Below are 15,806 nucleotides of genomic sequence, written 5' to 3' on the forward strand. Positions count from 1 at the left end.
AGCGATGCCCCCGTGCAGGCCAAAGGAAAATTCCGCTACTACGAAGCTCCTCCGCCGAAGCCTCCCGCGCCGGCGGGGACGAAGCCTACCGCGCATTCGGAATTCCTGCGGACCGGACGCATCGCCCGCGACAGCGCCATCTGGGTGCCGGCAGAACGGCGCTATATCGGTTATGCGGACGTCGCCGCGCGCACCGGCAAGAAACTGGAAGCAGCCGGAGAAAAGAGCCACGAGCGGATCAACGCATTCCATCGATCGATCCAGTTCCCGAAGATCATCTTCCACCGCACGCTCGACGAGCGTCCGCATCTCGGCTACTGCCATGTCACGGCCGCGAGAACGTTCCTCGGACGCCGCATGCCGGTCAGCTGGTCCTTCTATATCGCCAATTTCTTTTCCGAGATCGGCGAGGAGGAAAGGTTCTTCGAACGCATCAGCACGACCTATTCGCGCATGTACTTCGCCGTGGCGATCGAGGGGGAGCCGGGCGAACCGTTCCGGATCGACCGCTCGATCCGCAAGAACGGGCTCCTGTTCCAGACCAACGATCCGATGGAAGCGATCAAGAACGTGCTGACGCTCGGCGCATCGAGCCATGCGCTGCGCGAAATCATCAAAAAGCTTTGACGGAAGCCCGGTCCGCGCTATTGACGGGCGGACATGACGGCCGACATCATCGACATCACCCGGGATCATGAACGCGCGCTCCTCAAGGCCTCAGCCGTCTTGGCGGAAGGTTATCCGGTGGCGATCCCCACCGAGACCGTTTACGGGCTTGCCGCGGACGCCACCAACCCGGCAGCCATTGCCCGCATTTACGAGACCAAGGGCCGGCCGCGCTTCAACCCGCTGATCTGCCATGCGGCCGATCTTTCCATGGCCGAGCGCTATGCGGTTTTCGACCCGATCTCGAAAAAGCTCGCCGAGACCTTCTGGCCGGGGCCGCTGACGCTGATCCTGCCGCTGAAGCCGGAAAGCGGCATCCACTCGCTCGCCACCGCGGGTCTCGACACGATCGGCATCCGCCTGCCGAAAGGGTTCGCATCCGAGCTCATCCGCGCCTTCGGGAAGCCGCTTGCCGCGCCGAGCGCCAACACGTCCGGCAAGGTGAGCCCGACAAGCGCGCAGCATGTGGCGGAGGACCTGGGCGACAGGCTCAAGCTCATCGTCGATGGCGGCGCAGCCCCCGTCGGCGTGGAATCGACCATCGTCCGCGTCGAGGACGGCATTATCCGCCTACTGAGACCCGGCGGCGTCGCGGTGGAGGAGATCGAGAAAGCCACCGGCCTCCCGGTGATCCGGCCGGACGGCCCGGCGGCGATCATCGAGGCGCCGGGCATGCTCGCCTCCCACTATGCGCCGGGCGCGGCCGTCCGGCTCAACGCCGATCACGTCGAACCCGGCGAAGCGCTGATCCGGCTGGGTTCCGCCCCGGTAAAGGGAATAGAGCTTGCCACCGCGGTTTTTGATTTGAGCCCTTCCGGCGATCTTGCGCAGGCGGCGGCAAATCTGTTCGCTTACCTGAAGCGCGCCGATGCGACCGGTGCGGCCCGTATTGCCGTCACGCCCATTCCCGACCACGGGCTTGGCGAGGCGATCAACGACCGGCTGGCCCGCGCCGCCGCGCCACGGGAATAGGAGGAGGCTGCCGATGGATATTTCCGGACCGAAACCAGAGCTTCTCGACCGCTTCGCGGCGATCGTCGGCGAAAGCCATGTCCTGCGCGACCCGCAGGACATGGCCCCGCATCTCGTCGAGGGCCGCGGGCTCTATCAGGGCTCCTCGCCCATGCTGCTGAAGCCCGGCTCGACGCAGGAGGTTTCGGAAATCCTCAAGCTCGCGAGCGAGACCGGGACGCCGATCGTGCCGCAAACGGGCAATACCGGCCTCGTCGGCGGCCAGACGCCCCGCACCGGCGGCAGCGACCTGATCGTCTCGCTCGAACGGATGAACCGCATCCGCGATGTCGACCCCGTTGCCAACGTGCTCGTCGCCGATGGCGGCGCGATCCTCGCCGACGTGCAGAAGGCGGCCGAGGCGGCCGGCCGGCTGTTTCCGCTGTCGCTCGGTTCGGAAGGCTCCTGCCGCATCGGCGGCAATCTCTCCACCAATGCCGGCGGCACCGCCGTGCTCGCCTACGGCAACATGCGCCAGCTCTGCCTCGGTCTGGAGGTTGTATTGCCGACGGGCGAGATCTGGGACGGGCTGCGCCGCCTCAAGAAGGACAATACCGGCTACGACCTGCGCGACCTCTTCATCGGCGCGGAAGGCACGCTCGGCATCATCACCGGCGCCGTCCTGAAACTCTTTCCGCAGCCGGCCGGCCACCAGGTGGCGCTGGCGGGCCTCGACTCCCCTGAAGATGCCCTGAAGCTCTTCGAGCGGGCCTCGAACCTTTGCGGCACGGCGCTGACGGGTTTCGAGCTGATGCCGCGCATCGGCATCGAATTCACCACCCGCCACATCGAGGGCGTGCGCGATCCGCTTTCCGAGCCGCATCCCTGGTACGCGCTGATCGATATCTCCACCTCCGATTCCGCCGGGACGGCAGAGACCATGATCCAGTCGCTGCTCGAACAGGGGTTCGAAGCGGGGCTCATCCGCGACGCGGTGATCGCCTCCTCCGTCGCCCAGCAGAAGGCGCTCTGGCATATGCGGGAAAGCATGTCCGACGCCCAGAAGCCGGAAGGCGGCTCGATCAAGCACGACGTCTCGGTGCCGGTCTCGAAAATCCCGGCCTTCATGGCGGAAGCCGGTAAGGCGGTCATGGCCGCCGTTCCCGGCGCCCGCATCTGCGCCTTCGGCCATCTCGGCGACGGCAATATCCATTACAACATTTCCCAGCCCGTCAGTGCCGACATGGCGGCCGACAAGGGGGCCTTCATCGCCCGCTGGCGGGAGATCAACGAGATCGTGCACAGCATCGTGCTGGCGGCCGGCGGCTCGATCTCGGCCGAACACGGTATCGGCCAGTTGAAGCGCGACGAGCTCGCGCATATCCGCTCGCCGATCGAAATGGATCTCATGCGGCGGATCAAGAAGGCCTTCGATCCGGCCGGCATCATGAACCCGGGCAAGGTGGTGGCGATCCCATGAGCCGGTCTGCGCGAACCACGATCCGCATCGATCTCGGCAACGGCGTGAGGCTTGGTCCCGGAAAGGCGCAGCTTCTCCAGCTCATCGCCGAACACGGCTCGATCCGGGCCGCGGGTGCGGCGATCGGCATGTCGTATCGCCGGGCATGGCTGCTCGGCGACGAGATCAACCGCATGTTTCGCGAGCCGTCGATCTTCACCCGCCACGGCGGAAAAAGCGGCGGCGGAGCCGGCCTGACCGAATTCGGCCAGGAACTGCTTTCCCGGTATCGCCGCATGGAGGAGGCAAGCCGCGGCGCGATGCACGCCGATCTCGACTGGCTGGCGGACAATGCCGATCCGAATTTCGAACCGGCGGGCAAAAACGACGTCTGAGAGGCTCTGCCGCCTTAACCCATCTTGATCTGGGACAATGCCCACAGGGTATCGGCGCTGATGCCTGCGGAACCGCTGCCGCCATAGAGGATGTCGAGCGCCGACGAACTCACGGTGGTGTTCTCCAGGTCGTACATCATCGTGAAGCGCTCGATCAGCTTGTCGAGCTTTTCCGGGTCGGACAGATCTTCGAGATTGAGATTCTTCTCGACGATCTTCGCCTGCTGATCGACATCCATGTTGCCGAGTTCCTGCGGCAGCTGGAAAGTGACGCGGAAGAACTCCATCAGCGCCTCGTCGCCGAGGATGACGTAGGGGTCGGTGATGGTGTCGGCCATGCGCTGGAAATAAAGCGCCAGGCGGACGCCCGCGTTTTCCTCGCCCTGCTGCGTTTCCAGAAGCTGCCGCACGTAGAGGCTCAGGGTTGCGGCCACCTCGCCGCCGTTCTGGGCCTCGCCGACGGAACTGCGGTCGATATTGCCCTGGGAATCGAAGTTGAAGGTGCCGACAAGCTGCGCAAACCGCTTGTCGTCCTGCTTGTTGACGAAGCTTTCCGGGTCGTCGAGATCGGAGTTGAAGGCCTGTTTCAGGAAATCGTCGGTCACCGTCTCAGGATCGATGCCCTTCGACGTCAGAAGGATGTCGAGCAACTTGCGGTCGGCGAGCAGCTCGTCGCGGCTGTCGATGCGCTGCAGGGTGTCCGTATAGTATTTCGCCTCTTCCTCGGCCTTTTTCTTGGCCGCTTCCAGTTCGTCGCCTTCGAGGAAGCGGGTCTTGCGCAAGATGTAGTCCTTGGCGACGTTGGTAATCGTCGCATTGGACTGGGCCAGCACCGGCGTGGTGATATCGCCGTCCTTGTCGAAGTTGAACAACTTGGCGAAGGTCACGAGCCGTTCGTCCTTCAGCTGATAGACATAGCTGTTCGGATCGGACAGATCGCTTCGCAACACGCTCTTGAGCTTGTATGCCGAGTATTCGGAAGGCTCGATGCCGACGGCCTCCAAAGCGAACTGGAGGGTGCTCTCGGCATCCGAACTGAAAAGATCATCGAGCGTTTTGACGGCCGCCATGTCCGTCTTGTAGAACTTGGCGGCCTTGTCGTAGTCTTCTTCCTGCTTGTCGTCCCACCGGCTCATGTAGTCATTGCGGGTCTTGTTGGTCTGGAAGTCGGTCTGCGCTTCCCCCGCCGCGACGGTGCCATCCGCATTGAAGTTGAAGGCCTCGTAAAGCTCCCTGTATTGCGGACGCTCCGCCTCGTATTCCTCCACGATGCCGCCGTCATTGATCAAAATCCGCTCGATCGTCGACTTCACGATATAGCTGTCGGTCAGATCAAAGGCGGCCTTGATATAGTCGAGAATACGCGGGTCGCCGGTGAGATCGGAAACGCTTGTCGCCGTTTTGACCTTCTGCTCGAAATATTCCTGATTGAACATCGCTTCGGCATGCGTCACGCGCGTCTGCTTGTTGAAATAGCCGCCGACGATCTCCTGCAGCTTTTCCGGCGTCACGGCCCCTTCGGCCGGAACAGTCCCGTCGGCATTGAAGTGGAAATCCTCGGCCAGCATCTCCATGAGCTGCAGGAACGGAACATCAGTCTTGGTGTTCTCGATGATCTTCGCGAGCTCTGCACGCCGCTGGTTCGTCTGTTCGGGCGGGACGAGCCGGGAGTTCAATTCCTCGAGCCGGGGCTGCTGCGTTTCGAAGGCGTCACGATCCTTCTGGATCAGGTTTTCGGTCTTGGTGATCTCGGCCTGCAGGGCGTCGATCTCGGGCTGCAGGACGTCGGGGTCGCCGCCGTTGTCCAGCTCCTCCTGCTTGGCGGCCATCTGCTCTTCGAGCTCGGCCTTGAGCTGTTCTCCGAGCGCGATCGAATCCTGCAGGCCGAGGATGGACTGCCGCTCCACCAGCTCGGCATCTTCGGTCTTTGCCGCATTGTACTGGTCGATCCGGCTGCCATAGGCGGTGTTGTAATAGCTGTTCGGATCGTCGGGATCGCTGGTCAGCACACCGCGGATCGCGTTATAATTATAGTATGTCGCATCGTAACCGTAGGCCGTGAACATATAGTCGCGCAGCCGGTCGTTCCTGAGGAACTCGTCGACGTTCTTGATATTGCCGGTCTCGCCCAGCATCACTTTGAAATAGCGCGTCTCCTCCTCGGTCGTGTCGTTGAGTGCGGCGATCGTCCGGTCGTAAGTGTCGAAGAGCTCGTCCATCTGCCCGTCCGATTGGGCGGTGGCCGTGTCGGAGGCGGACGAGCCGAAATTGAAGGCGGAGGCGAAGTTCTTGTAGCGGTCGTCGGTCAGGCGGTTGGCAAAGCTGTTGTCGTCGCTGAGATCGCTTTCCAGCACCTGCTTCATGAAGGCCTTGGCGTAGATCATGTCTTCCAGGCCGTAGGCGGTCATCGCATAGGAATACAGGCGGTAGTCGTCGAGGAACTCGTCGACCGTCTTCACGTTGCCGATATTGTCCTGGTAATATTTGGTATCATTGGCGACCATCGTCTGGTTGCCGATCTGATTCAGGCTTTTCTGTATGTCGCGATTGACAAGATCGAAGGTCAGATAGGTCGATACCATGAACAAGCCCCACGAGTCGGAATGATGCTGCCGCAAGTATCGCGACCCAGCCTTGCCCGTGGCTTTTCAGCGGTCTCCATCCATCGGCATCCGCATGTCCCGGTCCATGTCCCGACTCTGCACAGGGTCCGGCGATTCACGTTCCGGAAACCCAAAAGCGTGCCCTTTCGCTAACCATCCAGGCAGGCAAAGCTTCCTTAACCGCGATTTTTAAGCAGTCTCGAAGATGCCAGCCCCTATGTTTGGCGCCAGAGGACAAAAGTCCCGCAGAGAAACCGTCAACGGCTCTCAGGTAAAACAAGGGTAGCATACCGATGACCAATACCGTTCTGAAGCCCGTTTGGGCAGGATCGACATTGAGGCTCGATCCGTCTCGTTTCCCGCAGCAGGTTACCTATGCGCTGCGCGAGACATCAGGAGATGTCACCATCACCATCGACGAGCGCGGCGCCGTGCTGCGCAAGGTTCTTCCCTCGAGCGGTCTGCCGCTCTCCTTCGCCCTTCCGGCCCGCGCCTTCAGGGGCGTGGCCGCCCGCGCCATCGACCACGGCGACGGTGAAGTGACCGTCACGCTGGAACTCCACCATGAAGACCCGGATCTCTGCATTCCGCTTCTGGTGGCTCACGACCTCTGCGACATCGCCGCCGACTGGCGGAGCTGGGCGGAGGCCTTCCGCATCCCCATGCTGATGGTGGAAGCCGACGGCGTGGCCCGCCCGCTCGAAAACCATATCGGCGACGTGCGCGCCAACGGCGCACAGCCGCGCCGGCGCCATTCCTATTTCGCTGCACGCCGCCCGCGCTTCCTGGTCCGCCGCACCACCGGCAGCCTGGGTGTTTCGATGAAGATCGAAGGCAAGGAGATTATCGCGCGCAGCTAGGGCTTTGCTTGTCCCTTTGCCCAGAACGCACGCGCCAGGGGAGGAAGCCCGACCGGTCCGGTCGGGCTTTTCCTTTTAGACGGCCAGCGACAGAACGAGACCGATGAACAGGATCGCGCCCACGCGATTGTTGGACTTGAAGAGCCTCAGGCACTGGTCGGCATTGTCGATGTCGAGGATCAGCACCTGCCAGGCGAACATGAGGGCGGCCGTGAAAAGGCCGAGATAGGCCAGGAACCCGACGCCCGCCGCCGCGAAGGCGAAGAGCAGGAACAGAAGCGCCAGGCCGTAGAGGCCGACAAGCCAGGCCTTGGTGTCCTCCGCAAAAAGGCGCGCCGTCGAACGCACGCCGATCAACTCGTCGTCCTCCTTGTCCTGGTGTGCGTAGATCGTGTCGTAGCCGATCGTCCAGGCAATCGCTGCAAGATAAAGCCAGAGTGCCGCCCATGAGAGGCTGCCGAACACACCGGCCCAGCCCATCAGCGCGCCCCAGGAAAAGGCAAGTCCCAAAAAGAACTGCGGCCAATCGGTAAAGCGCTTGGCAAAAGGATAGATCGCCACGACCGCCAGCGACAGGATGCCGAGGAGGATCGAAAAAGCGTTGAACTGAATCAGAACAAGCAGGCCGATCAGAGCCTGAACGGCGATGAACACCTTCGCTTCGAATCGGGACATGCGGCCGGACGGCAGCGGACGCGAACGGGTGCGCGCCACTTCCATGTCGATGTCGTGATCGACGAGATCGTTATAGGTGCAGCCGGCGCCGCGCATAGCGACCGAGCCGATGAAGAAGAGAACGAGGTGAAAGAGGAAAAGACCGAAGGAGAACATCCCTTCGTCCTGAGCGGCATTGGCCGCCAGCGCCGCCGACCAGAAGCAGGGCCACATCAGGAGTTGCCAGCCGATCGGCCGGTCCCATCTGGCAAGCTGGGCATAGGGCCAGGCCGGCCGCGGCAGAACGCGGTAGACCCAATTGTCGGAGGGTGCGTCGGCCACGCGGCCGCTGAAATTGTCGGCGTTCGTCATGGCGAGGTTCTAGCGCCCGGCGAAGCGGGCGGTCAAGCACGGGCCGCAGCCTTCCGCGGTCCGCGCTCCGTCGGCAAATCTCACACAGCAATCCTGTCGAGCGGCACGCGGCGCTGCTCGAAGGCCTTCAGCTCCGCTTCGCGCTCATAGATATAGTTGCGGTTGTCCGGAACGGCGGTGCGCTTCTTGACGATCTGCATCTGGAAGATGAAGAATTTCTCGTGCGTGAAGGCCATTTCGGAGCCGGCGAGATAGAATTCCCACATGCGCACGAAACGCTCGTCGTAGAGGGCGGCCGCCTTCTCCCTGTTCGCCATGAAGCGCTGGCGCCAGTGGCGCAGCGTATAGGCGTAATGCATCGGCAGGATCTCGATGTCGGAGACCAGAAGGCCCGCCTTCTCGACTGCCGGCATCACTTCGGCGATCGACGGGATATAGCCGCCGGGGAAGATGTATTTCTCGATCCAGGGATTGTTGATGATCGCCGGATAGGGCTGGCCGATCGAGTGCAGCAGCATGACGCCGTCATCGGTCAGCACGTCGTTCACCTTGTTGAAGAACTTGCGATAGTTCAGCCGGCCGACATGCTCGAACATGCCGACGGAAACGATGCGGTCATAGCTCTTGTCGGCCGGCAGGTAGTAATAGTCCTGCAGCTCGAAGCGGACGCTGCTGGCAAGCCCGCGCTTGGCCGCGCGCTCCCGGGAAATCTTGAGCTGTTCCGTCGACAGCGTGATGCCCGTGACATCGACGCCGGAGGATTCGGCGAGATACATGGCCATGCCGCCCCAGCCGGAGCCGATCTCCAGCGCCTTCTGGCCGGGCTCGGCCAAAAGCTTGGCGACGATGTGGCGCTTCTTGGCAAGCTGCGCCTCGTCGAGCGAAATGCCGGGCGGATTGAAATAAGCGCAGGAATACTGCCAGTCCTCGTCGAGGAAGAGCGAGAACAGCTTTTCATCCAGGTCGTAATGATGGGCGACGTTGCGCCGGTTGTGGTTGATCGGCACGCGGTTGCGGAACTGGGAAACGATCATCCGGGCAAGGCCGTGCCAGATCATGCCGAAGCTCAGGCCTTCGCTCAGCGTGTTGTCCTTGATGAGCGCGAGAAGCTCGTAGATATCGCCGTCTTCGACGAGAAGACGGCCCTCCATATAGAGTTCGCCGAGCTTCAACTGCGGATCGTTGACGAGTTCCCGTTCGGCAGCCTCGTCCGTGAACCGGAGGGTCACCGCCCTGCCCCCGCCTCCGCCGTAACGCTGCTCGCCGCCCGAACCGCGAACGGTCAGGGTACCGGTCTTGATGATTTTGTTGAGGAGATTGTGAAGGGACGAGGCCATGGACTCACCTCCTGGAATGCTAAGGCTGCCTTATCAATTGCAAAGAAATAGTACATTCCGCACAACATGCAAGCACATCGGCGCCACAAAAATGACACAAAAAATCCAGCCGTCAAATATGTTTGACGGCTGCAGCTCCTGATTGATTTTTACGGGACACGTCGAAGGTTTTTACTTCCGTTTCAACGCTTCCGCGAGTGCCGCGCCGAATGCGCCCTGCGAAGACGATTTCTCCGTCTTCATGAACTTCGGGTTCGCGGGCTTGCCGCGGTCGCCGCCGCGCGATACGGACGCCGGCTCGCCGCCATCCTTGCGCATGGAAAGCCCGATTCGCTTGCGCCTCACATCGACTTCCACCACGCGGACCTTCACCACGTCGCCGGCTTTCACCACTTCGTGCGGATCCTTGACGAACCGGTCGGCGAGCTGGGAGACGTGCACGAGGCCATCCTGATGCACGCCGATATCCACGAAGGCGCCGAAGGCGGCGACATTCGTCACCGTGCCTTCCAGCATCATGCCGGGCTTCAGGTCGTCGATCTCGTTGACGCCTTCCGCAAACGTCGCGGTCTTGAAGCTCGGGCGCGGGTCGCGGCCGGGCTTTTCGAGTTCCGAGATGATGTCCTTCACCGTCGGCAGGCCGAATTGCTCGTCGATGAACCTGCGCGGGTCGAGCGCCTTCAGCGCGGCGCTGTCGCCCATCAGCGAACGCAGATCGCGGCCGCAGGCGGCAACGATCTTCTTGGCGACCCCATAGGCTTCCGGATGGACGGCCGAGGCGTCGAGCGGCTCCTTGCCGTTCGGAATGCGCAGGAAGCCGGCGGCCTGCTCGAAGGTGCGGTTGCCGAGACGGGCGACCTTCAGCAGCTCCTTGCGGCTACCGAAAGGGCCGTTCTGGTCGCGGTGAACGACGATCGCCTCGGCGATCGAGCGGCTGAGGCCCGAGACGCGGGCGAGCAGCGGCGCGGATGCCGTATTGAGATCGACGCCCACCGCGTTCACGGCGTCCTCGACCACCGCATCGAGCGAGCGGGAAAGTTTTCCCTGATCGACGTCGTGCTGATATTGGCCGACACCGATCGATTTCGGCTCGATCTTGACGAGCTCGGCAAGCGGGTCCTGCAGGCGGCGGGCGATGGAGACGGCGCCGCGCAGCGACACGTCGAGCTCGGGGAATTCCGCGGCTGCGGTCTCGGACGCGGAATAGACCGAAGCGCCCGCTTCCGAGACGATGACCTTGGTCGGCTTGGCTCCGGAGGGAAGCACCGGCAGGTTCGCCAGCATGTCGGCCACCAGCTTTTCCGTCTCGCGGCTGCCGGTGCCGTTGCCGATGGCGATCAGCTCGACCCCGTGCTTGCGAATCAGCGACGCGAGCTCCGCCTGCGTGCCGCGCACGTCGTTCTTCGGCGGGAACGGGTAGACCGTCGTGGTCTCGAGCAGCTTGCCGGTGCCGTCGACCACGGCGACCTTGACGCCGGTGCGGATGCCCGGATCGAGGCCCATCGTGGCGCGCGAACCGGCAGGAGCGGCCAACAGCAGGTCCTTCAAATTGCGGGCGAAGACGTGGATCGCCTCCTCCTCTGCCCGTTCGCGAAGCTCGCGCATCAGGTCGAGCGACAGGGATACGGAGAGCTTGACGCGCCAGGCCCAGCCGGCGACATCCATCAGCCAGCGATCGGCGGCTCCCTTATCGCGGATGTCGAAGGCGGCGGCGACGATGCGCTGCGCCGGCTTGACCGGCGACGGATCGTCCTGATCCACCTCGATCGTCAGCGTCAGTACCTCCTCGTTCCAGCCGCGCAGCATGGCGAGCGCACGGTGGCCGGGCGCCGTCGCCCAGCGTTCGGAATGGTCGAAATAGTCGGCGAATTTCGAGCCCTGCTCCTGCTTGCCGTCGACCACCCTGGCCTTAAGGATTGCGCCGGAGCGCATGTGCTGGCGCAATTTGCCGAGCAGGTCGGCATTTTCCGAGATCGTCTCGGCGACGATGTCGCGTGCGCCGTCGAGCGCCGCCTTCACGTCCGTCACCTCGCCTGCGACATAGGCTTCGGCAAGCTTTACGGGATCGGCGGCGCGGTCGGCCCAGATCGCTTCGGCGAGCGGTCCGAGGCCACGCTCGCGGGCGATCTCGGCGCGGGTGCGGCGCTTCGGCTTGTAGGGCAGGTAAAGGTCTTCCAGCTCCGCCTTGGTGGCGGCCCTGGCGATCTTCGCGGAGAGCTCGTCGGTCATCTTGCCCTGCGAGGTGATCGATTCGACGATCGATACGCGCCGGGCTTCCAGCTCGCGCAGATAGACGAGACGCTCCGAAAGCGTGCGAAGCTGCGTGTCGTCCAGCCCGCCGGTGACTTCCTTGCGGTAGCGCGCGATGAACGGAACGGTGGCCCCCTCATCGATCAGCCCGATCGCGGCAGCGGCCTGTTCCGGGCGGGCATTGATTTCCGCAGCAATCGCAGCGGCAAGCATACGGGTATCGGCGGCCATGCATGTCCCCTTCTGAAACCGGAGGCGCGACCATAGTGAAAGTTTTCGGCAAGGCAACCAAGGGCGCGGAAGGTCCACAGCTTGCGCGACAGCGTACCAGAATAGGACAGGCTTGAAGAATTTGCTAACCGCAGCGCTGTGGAAAAGAACTTATCCGCTCTCATGTTCCCAAGTCCGGAATTACATTTTCCCGAGTCGCATGACGCGGCCAGCAAGGAGGTATGTATGCCTAGCAAGACAGCCAGGACTCTGGCATTCGAAACGACGGTTGCGGATGAGGAGCTCGAAGCCATCATTTGCTATCTCAATCAAAAGCTGAGCGGCGCAGCCTCGAGGAACGAACCGGTACCCTTTCTCGCGTACCGGAACAGGAAGATCTTCCAGGCGACACTCGACATCCGTCGGAACGGCAACGTGCGGAGGGGAAGAGAAATATAGATTTCGCTTACGTGATGGCGCTCTCACCGAACATGGCGTGTCCGCCACGGGGTGAGAGGCCATCACAAGGCTTTGGCCTCTTGACCTTTGCCGCCCCTCCCCTTAACCGCCCGGAGTATAATTCCTCAGGCGCAAACGAGGGCGAGGCATGAAGGTTCTCTTGATCGGTTCGGGCGGCCGCGAGCATGCGCTCGCCTGGAAACTCGCCCTGTCCCCGAAACTCACGAAGTTCTATGCCGCGCCCGGCAATCCCGGCATCGCCGAACATGCCGATCCCGTGGCGCTCGATATCGACGATCATCCGGCCGTCGCGTCCTTCTGCCTCGAAAATCAGATCGACCTCGTCGTGGTCGGGCCGGAGGCGCCGCTGGTGGCCGGCCTCGCCGATGTCCTTCGTGCCGAAGATATCGCGGTCTTCGGACCTTCCGCCGCGGCAGCCCAGCTCGAGGGTTCGAAAGGCTTCACCAAGGATCTCTGCGCCCGCTACGGCATTCCGACCGGCGCCTATCGCCGCTTCTCCGATGCGGCCGAGGCCAAGGCCTATGTCAGGGAACAGGGCGCGCCGATCGTCGTCAAGGCGGACGGGCTTGCCGCCGGCAAGGGTGTGACGGTCGCCATGACGCTCGACGAGGCGCTGGCGGCGATCGACGACTGTTTCGACGGCGCGTTCGGTTCGGCCGGCGCGGAGGTCGTGGTGGAGGCCTATCTCGACGGCGAGGAGGCGAGCTTCTTCTGCCTCTCCGACGGCAAGACGGCGCTGGCGCTCGCCACCGCCCAGGACCACAAGCGCGTCGGCGACGGCGATACAGGACCGAATACCGGCGGCATGGGAGCCTATTCCCCCGCCCCCGTCATGACGCCGGAGATGGTGTCCCGCACGATGACGGAGATCATCGAGCCGACTATCCGCGGCATGGCGGACAGCGGCTATCCCTTCACCGGCGTCTTCTTCGCCGGACTGATGATCACGGCGAAGGGGCCGGAACTCATCGAATACAATGTCCGCTTCGGCGATCCGGAATGCCAGGTGCTGATGATGCGGCTCAAGAGCGACCTCCTGGAACTGCTCCATGCGGCCGCGACAGGGACGCTCGATCGCGTTGCCGCCGAATGGAGCGACGAGGTGGCGCTGACCGTGGTGATGGCCTCGAAAGGTTATCCGGGCTCTTACGACAAGGGCACGCCGATCGCCCGTCTGCCGCAAACATCCGACGGAGAGAAGATCTTTCACGCAGGCACGGCCCTGAAGGACGGAGCGCTCGTCGCCACCGGCGGACGCGTGCTCAACGTGACCGCCACCGGCCGCACGGTGGCGGAGGCCAAGGCCCGCGCCTACGCACTCGTCGACCAGGTGAAGTGGGAGAACGGCTTCTGCCGCCGGGATATCGGCTGGCGTGCCGTCGCACGCGAGCAGAACTGAGCGCCACGACCACGGATTCATTCAAAATTTACCGATTATCCTGACGGGATCGAAACGAAGCCGCGCTACTTCTTTGAGACCCAAAGAAGGATTCCGGTCATGCGTCTCGTTCTCACGACGGCTCTGGTGTTTGCAAGCAGTGCGGCCTTCGCCTCCTCCATCGTGGAGATCGGAGGCACCCAACCCTTGAGTGCCAGCATTGTCGAGAAGCGTTGCGCCGATTGCCCGATCACGGAGGCGAAGGCCGACCAATCCACCTACAAGGTTCCCGAGCTGGCGCCCGGAACCCAGAAGATGGAAATCGTCGATATCAACGGCGAAAAGAAGCTCGCGCGCACCGAAGCCTGGCTCGGCGGCTCGCCGGTGATCTATGTCAGCAAGCTCCCGGAATGGCTGGCCGGCGAAAAGGCCGTGGCCGAGATTCATCCGACGACCAACGGTTCGACCGAAATGCAGATCGAGGAGGCGGAAGCCTCCGGCGACGGCATCGACCTTGGAGCCACGACCAGCGCCGTCGAGGCCATCGGCAAGGCGGATACCGGAATCATCGAGGCATCCGCCGCCCGGGAGCCGCTGGCGCTCGACACGTTCCGGCTTCGCGTCAACTGATCCACGATTATCCTGCAAATAACGTCAAACTTGCCGCCGTTAGACCGGGCAGCGCCTACGCATGGGCTTTGCGATAGCTTGCGACCACAAGCCAGATTGCGGAAAGCAGGAAGTAGAACGCGCCGAACCCCGCATACGGGACGATGTCCAGAATCGTTGGCGCCACGATGCCGAGCGATCGGCTGATCATGAAGCCGCCGGCAAGGACCGACTGCGCGCCACTCAGGATCATCACCCATTGGGCGCCGTAGGCACGCCAGCGCCTCACTCCCGTGTAGAGTTGCAGCAGACCCGAGAGGATCGCCCAAACCCCAAACACGGCCAGAACGGCGTAGGTGCTATTGCTGAGCGCCACGATGACGGCGATCGTCGTGGTCATGCTGACCACCACATTCAACGCCTGGGACGGGTTGACCTTCAGGCCACCGTTTACCCGGGCATCAACCAGATTGGCGAGCGCGTCCCATAGAGGGTAGATCGCCAGCAGAAAGGCGGCGCCGCGTGGTTGTCCGCCGAGGAGAATGGCGGCCGCAATCCAGGCGATGGAGAATAGGGCGCGTACGAAATAATAGGATCGCAGCCAGTTGGACTGGGTCAAAGAATGGCTTTGCATCGGGAGGTTCCTTATCGTTGCCTCCCTACTAGTAGGTAGTTTGTTTTCCGAGTCAACGCGACGCGCGAACACCTCTTCGTGAGAAACAGGAATGCCGCAGCCTTGACAATCTGCCTACCAGAAGGTAGGCAACGACATGAATTCAACGGCTTCGACCTCGGAAAAAATTCTCGACATCGCGCAGTCTCTTATTGTGGCGGGAGGCTACAACGGGTTCAGCTATGCCGACATCTCGGCCGCGATCGGTATCAGGAAGGCGAGCATCCACCATCACTTTCCGACCAAGGCCGAGCTGGTGTCGGTGCTGGTGGATCGCTACAAGCAGCAGACGGAGGCGGGCTTGAAGTCTCTGCGGGAGCAGGTCTCAAGCCCCGCCGAACAACTGCAGTCCTATATGAACTATTGGCATTCCTGCATTCGGGATGCCTCGCTGCCCTTCTGCGTCTGCGCGATGCTCGCCAGCGAGATGCAGATGCTGCCGGAAGAGGTCGCGTCACGCGTCCGTGCCCATTTCCATGGCCTCGCGGGATGGCTCACGTCGGTGCTGCAGGCTGGCGTCGAGCAGGACCTGCTCCGGTTGGACGAGCGGCCGGAAGAGGTGGCCCAAATGCTGATGGCCTCGGTTCATGGGGCAATGCTCTCTGCGAGGGCTTTCGGCGATCCCGGCTTGTTCGTCGCAATCGTCGCCCCTCAGATCGCCAGGCTGCGGGTACGCGATTCCAGGAAGCTTCGAGGCTAAGATCGCCAGTCGATGGCCGCATGGGCCGGAAACCGTCATCCGTCGCCTTTCACCAGTTAATGTGATTATTTCTAAATTAGATAAATATAATATTTGCAAAGCAAAAAGTGCTCCTGAAATATAATTCGCGCGCAGCGTGAATCTTTCGCCTCCTCCAGGCAGATTTGCCTAAATTATTGTCTTTTTCAGCCGCCAAAACCGGCATAATT

At 62.4% G+C, this 15,806-nt stretch carries 13 protein-coding genes; 8 read left to right on the forward strand and 5 right to left on the reverse strand.

Annotation, left to right across the window (positions count from 1 at the left end; all coding sequences use genetic code 11):
• The first annotated feature begins 12 nt into the window (after positions 1-12).
• From ACMGE0_RS13115 to ACMGE0_RS13130, 4 genes are read left to right on the forward strand one after another with little or no spacing between them, the layout of a single operon-like run.
• Positions 13-627 (forward strand): DUF6656 family protein, encoded by a 615-nt coding sequence (locus ACMGE0_RS13115; RefSeq protein WP_436816295.1) that lies wholly within the window; start codon positions 13-15, stop codon positions 625-627.
• 33 nt (positions 628-660) lie between these two features.
• Complete coding sequence (locus tag ACMGE0_RS13120; protein ID WP_436816296.1) at positions 661-1,638, forward strand: L-threonylcarbamoyladenylate synthase; 978 nt, start codon at positions 661-663, stop codon at positions 1,636-1,638.
• A gap of 13 nt (positions 1,639-1,651) precedes the next feature.
• Entirely contained in the window at positions 1,652-3,097 is a 1,446-nt protein-coding gene (locus ACMGE0_RS13125) for an FAD-binding oxidoreductase (protein ID WP_436816297.1), read from the forward strand.
• On the forward strand, positions 3,094-3,471 hold the full coding sequence (locus ACMGE0_RS13130; RefSeq protein ID WP_436816298.1) for a winged helix-turn-helix domain-containing protein: 378 nt from the start codon (positions 3,094-3,096) through the stop codon (positions 3,469-3,471). The genes ACMGE0_RS13125 and ACMGE0_RS13130 overlap by 4 nt, the downstream gene beginning before the upstream one ends.
• A 14-nt stretch (positions 3,472-3,485) precedes the next feature.
• Here ACMGE0_RS13130 and ACMGE0_RS13135 read toward each other — a convergent pair whose 3' ends face one another.
• A complete protein-coding gene (locus ACMGE0_RS13135; RefSeq protein ID WP_436816299.1) occupies positions 3,486-6,053 on the reverse strand; it encodes a DUF1217 domain-containing protein in 2,568 nt (855 codons plus the stop codon).
• A gap of 314 nt (positions 6,054-6,367) precedes the next feature.
• On the opposite strand from ACMGE0_RS13135, the gene ACMGE0_RS13140 reads away from it, so the two are divergent.
• Entirely contained in the window at positions 6,368-6,934 is a 567-nt protein-coding gene (locus ACMGE0_RS13140; protein ID WP_436816300.1) for a DUF6101 family protein, read from the forward strand.
• Positions 6,935-7,009: 75 nt separating this feature from the next.
• Here ACMGE0_RS13140 and ubiA read toward each other — a convergent pair whose 3' ends face one another.
• From ubiA to ACMGE0_RS13155, 3 genes are all read right to left on the reverse strand, one after another.
• Positions 7,010-7,960: a 4-hydroxybenzoate octaprenyltransferase gene (gene ubiA, locus ACMGE0_RS13145; RefSeq protein WP_436816301.1), complete on the reverse strand. Its 951-nt coding sequence runs from the start codon at positions 7,958-7,960 to the stop codon at positions 7,010-7,012.
• Between the two features lie 80 nt (positions 7,961-8,040).
• Positions 8,041-9,297 carry a cyclopropane fatty acid synthase gene (locus ACMGE0_RS13150; RefSeq protein ID WP_436816302.1) on the reverse strand — a complete coding sequence of 419 codons (1,257 nt, stop codon included), beginning with the start codon at positions 9,295-9,297 and terminating at the stop codon, positions 8,041-8,043.
• Between the two features lie 171 nt (positions 9,298-9,468).
• A complete protein-coding gene (locus ACMGE0_RS13155; RefSeq protein ID WP_436816303.1) occupies positions 9,469-11,778 on the reverse strand; it encodes a Tex family protein in 2,310 nt (769 codons plus the stop codon).
• Between the two features lie 586 nt (positions 11,779-12,364).
• Here ACMGE0_RS13155 and purD point away from each other — a divergent pair.
• Both purD and ACMGE0_RS13165 read left to right on the forward strand, forming a co-directional pair.
• Complete coding sequence (purD, locus tag ACMGE0_RS13160) at positions 12,365-13,636, forward strand: phosphoribosylamine--glycine ligase (RefSeq protein ID WP_436816304.1); 1,272 nt, start codon at positions 12,365-12,367, stop codon at positions 13,634-13,636.
• 99 nt (positions 13,637-13,735) lie between these two features.
• Entirely contained in the window at positions 13,736-14,245 is a 510-nt protein-coding gene (locus ACMGE0_RS13165; RefSeq protein ID WP_436816305.1) for a plant virulence effector HPE1-like domain-containing protein, read from the forward strand.
• Between the two features lie 55 nt (positions 14,246-14,300).
• On the opposite strand, the gene ACMGE0_RS13170 is transcribed toward ACMGE0_RS13165, so the two are convergent.
• Entirely contained in the window at positions 14,301-14,858 is a 558-nt protein-coding gene (locus tag ACMGE0_RS13170; RefSeq protein ID WP_436816306.1) for a DUF308 domain-containing protein, read from the reverse strand.
• A gap of 136 nt (positions 14,859-14,994) precedes the next feature.
• On the opposite strand from ACMGE0_RS13170, the gene ACMGE0_RS13175 reads away from it, so the two are divergent.
• A complete protein-coding gene (locus tag ACMGE0_RS13175) occupies positions 14,995-15,597 on the forward strand; it encodes a TetR/AcrR family transcriptional regulator (RefSeq protein WP_436816307.1) in 603 nt (200 codons plus the stop codon).
• Positions 15,598-15,806 lie beyond the last annotated feature (209 nt).

The organism is Neorhizobium descurainiae (genome assembly GCF_051400715.1).
Classification (GTDB): Bacteria; Pseudomonadota; Alphaproteobacteria; order Rhizobiales; family Rhizobiaceae; genus Neorhizobium.

What these genes read in the sequence shown, in the direction of transcription:
- ACMGE0_RS13120 (WP_436816296.1), top strand. Translation starts at nt 661, where the DNA reads ATGACGGCCGACATCATCGACATCACCCGGGATCATGAACGCGCGCTC.
- ACMGE0_RS13125 (WP_436816297.1), top strand. Translation starts at nt 1,652, where the DNA reads ATGGATATTTCCGGACCGAAACCAGAGCTTCTCGACCGCTTCGCGGCG.
- ACMGE0_RS13130 (WP_436816298.1), top strand. Translation starts at nt 3,094, where the DNA reads ATGAGCCGGTCTGCGCGAACCACGATCCGCATCGATCTCGGCAACGGC.
- ACMGE0_RS13135 (WP_436816299.1), bottom strand. Translation starts at nt 6,053, where the DNA reads ATGGTATCGACCTATCTGACCTTCGATCTTGTCAATCGCGACATACAG.
- ACMGE0_RS13140 (WP_436816300.1), top strand. Translation starts at nt 6,368, where the DNA reads ATGACCAATACCGTTCTGAAGCCCGTTTGGGCAGGATCGACATTGAGG.
- ubiA (WP_436816301.1), bottom strand. Translation starts at nt 7,960, where the DNA reads ATGACGAACGCCGACAATTTCAGCGGCCGCGTGGCCGACGCACCCTCC.
- ACMGE0_RS13150 (WP_436816302.1), bottom strand. Translation starts at nt 9,297, where the DNA reads ATGGCCTCGTCCCTTCACAATCTCCTCAACAAAATCATCAAGACCGGT.
- ACMGE0_RS13155 (WP_436816303.1), bottom strand. Translation starts at nt 11,778, where the DNA reads ATGGCCGCCGATACCCGTATGCTTGCCGCTGCGATTGCTGCGGAAATC.
- purD (WP_436816304.1), top strand. Translation starts at nt 12,365, where the DNA reads ATGAAGGTTCTCTTGATCGGTTCGGGCGGCCGCGAGCATGCGCTCGCC.
- ACMGE0_RS13165 (WP_436816305.1), top strand. Translation starts at nt 13,736, where the DNA reads ATGCGTCTCGTTCTCACGACGGCTCTGGTGTTTGCAAGCAGTGCGGCC.
- ACMGE0_RS13170 (WP_436816306.1), bottom strand. Translation starts at nt 14,858, where the DNA reads ATGCAAAGCCATTCTTTGACCCAGTCCAACTGGCTGCGATCCTATTAT.
- ACMGE0_RS13175 (WP_436816307.1), top strand. Translation starts at nt 14,995, where the DNA reads ATGAATTCAACGGCTTCGACCTCGGAAAAAATTCTCGACATCGCGCAG.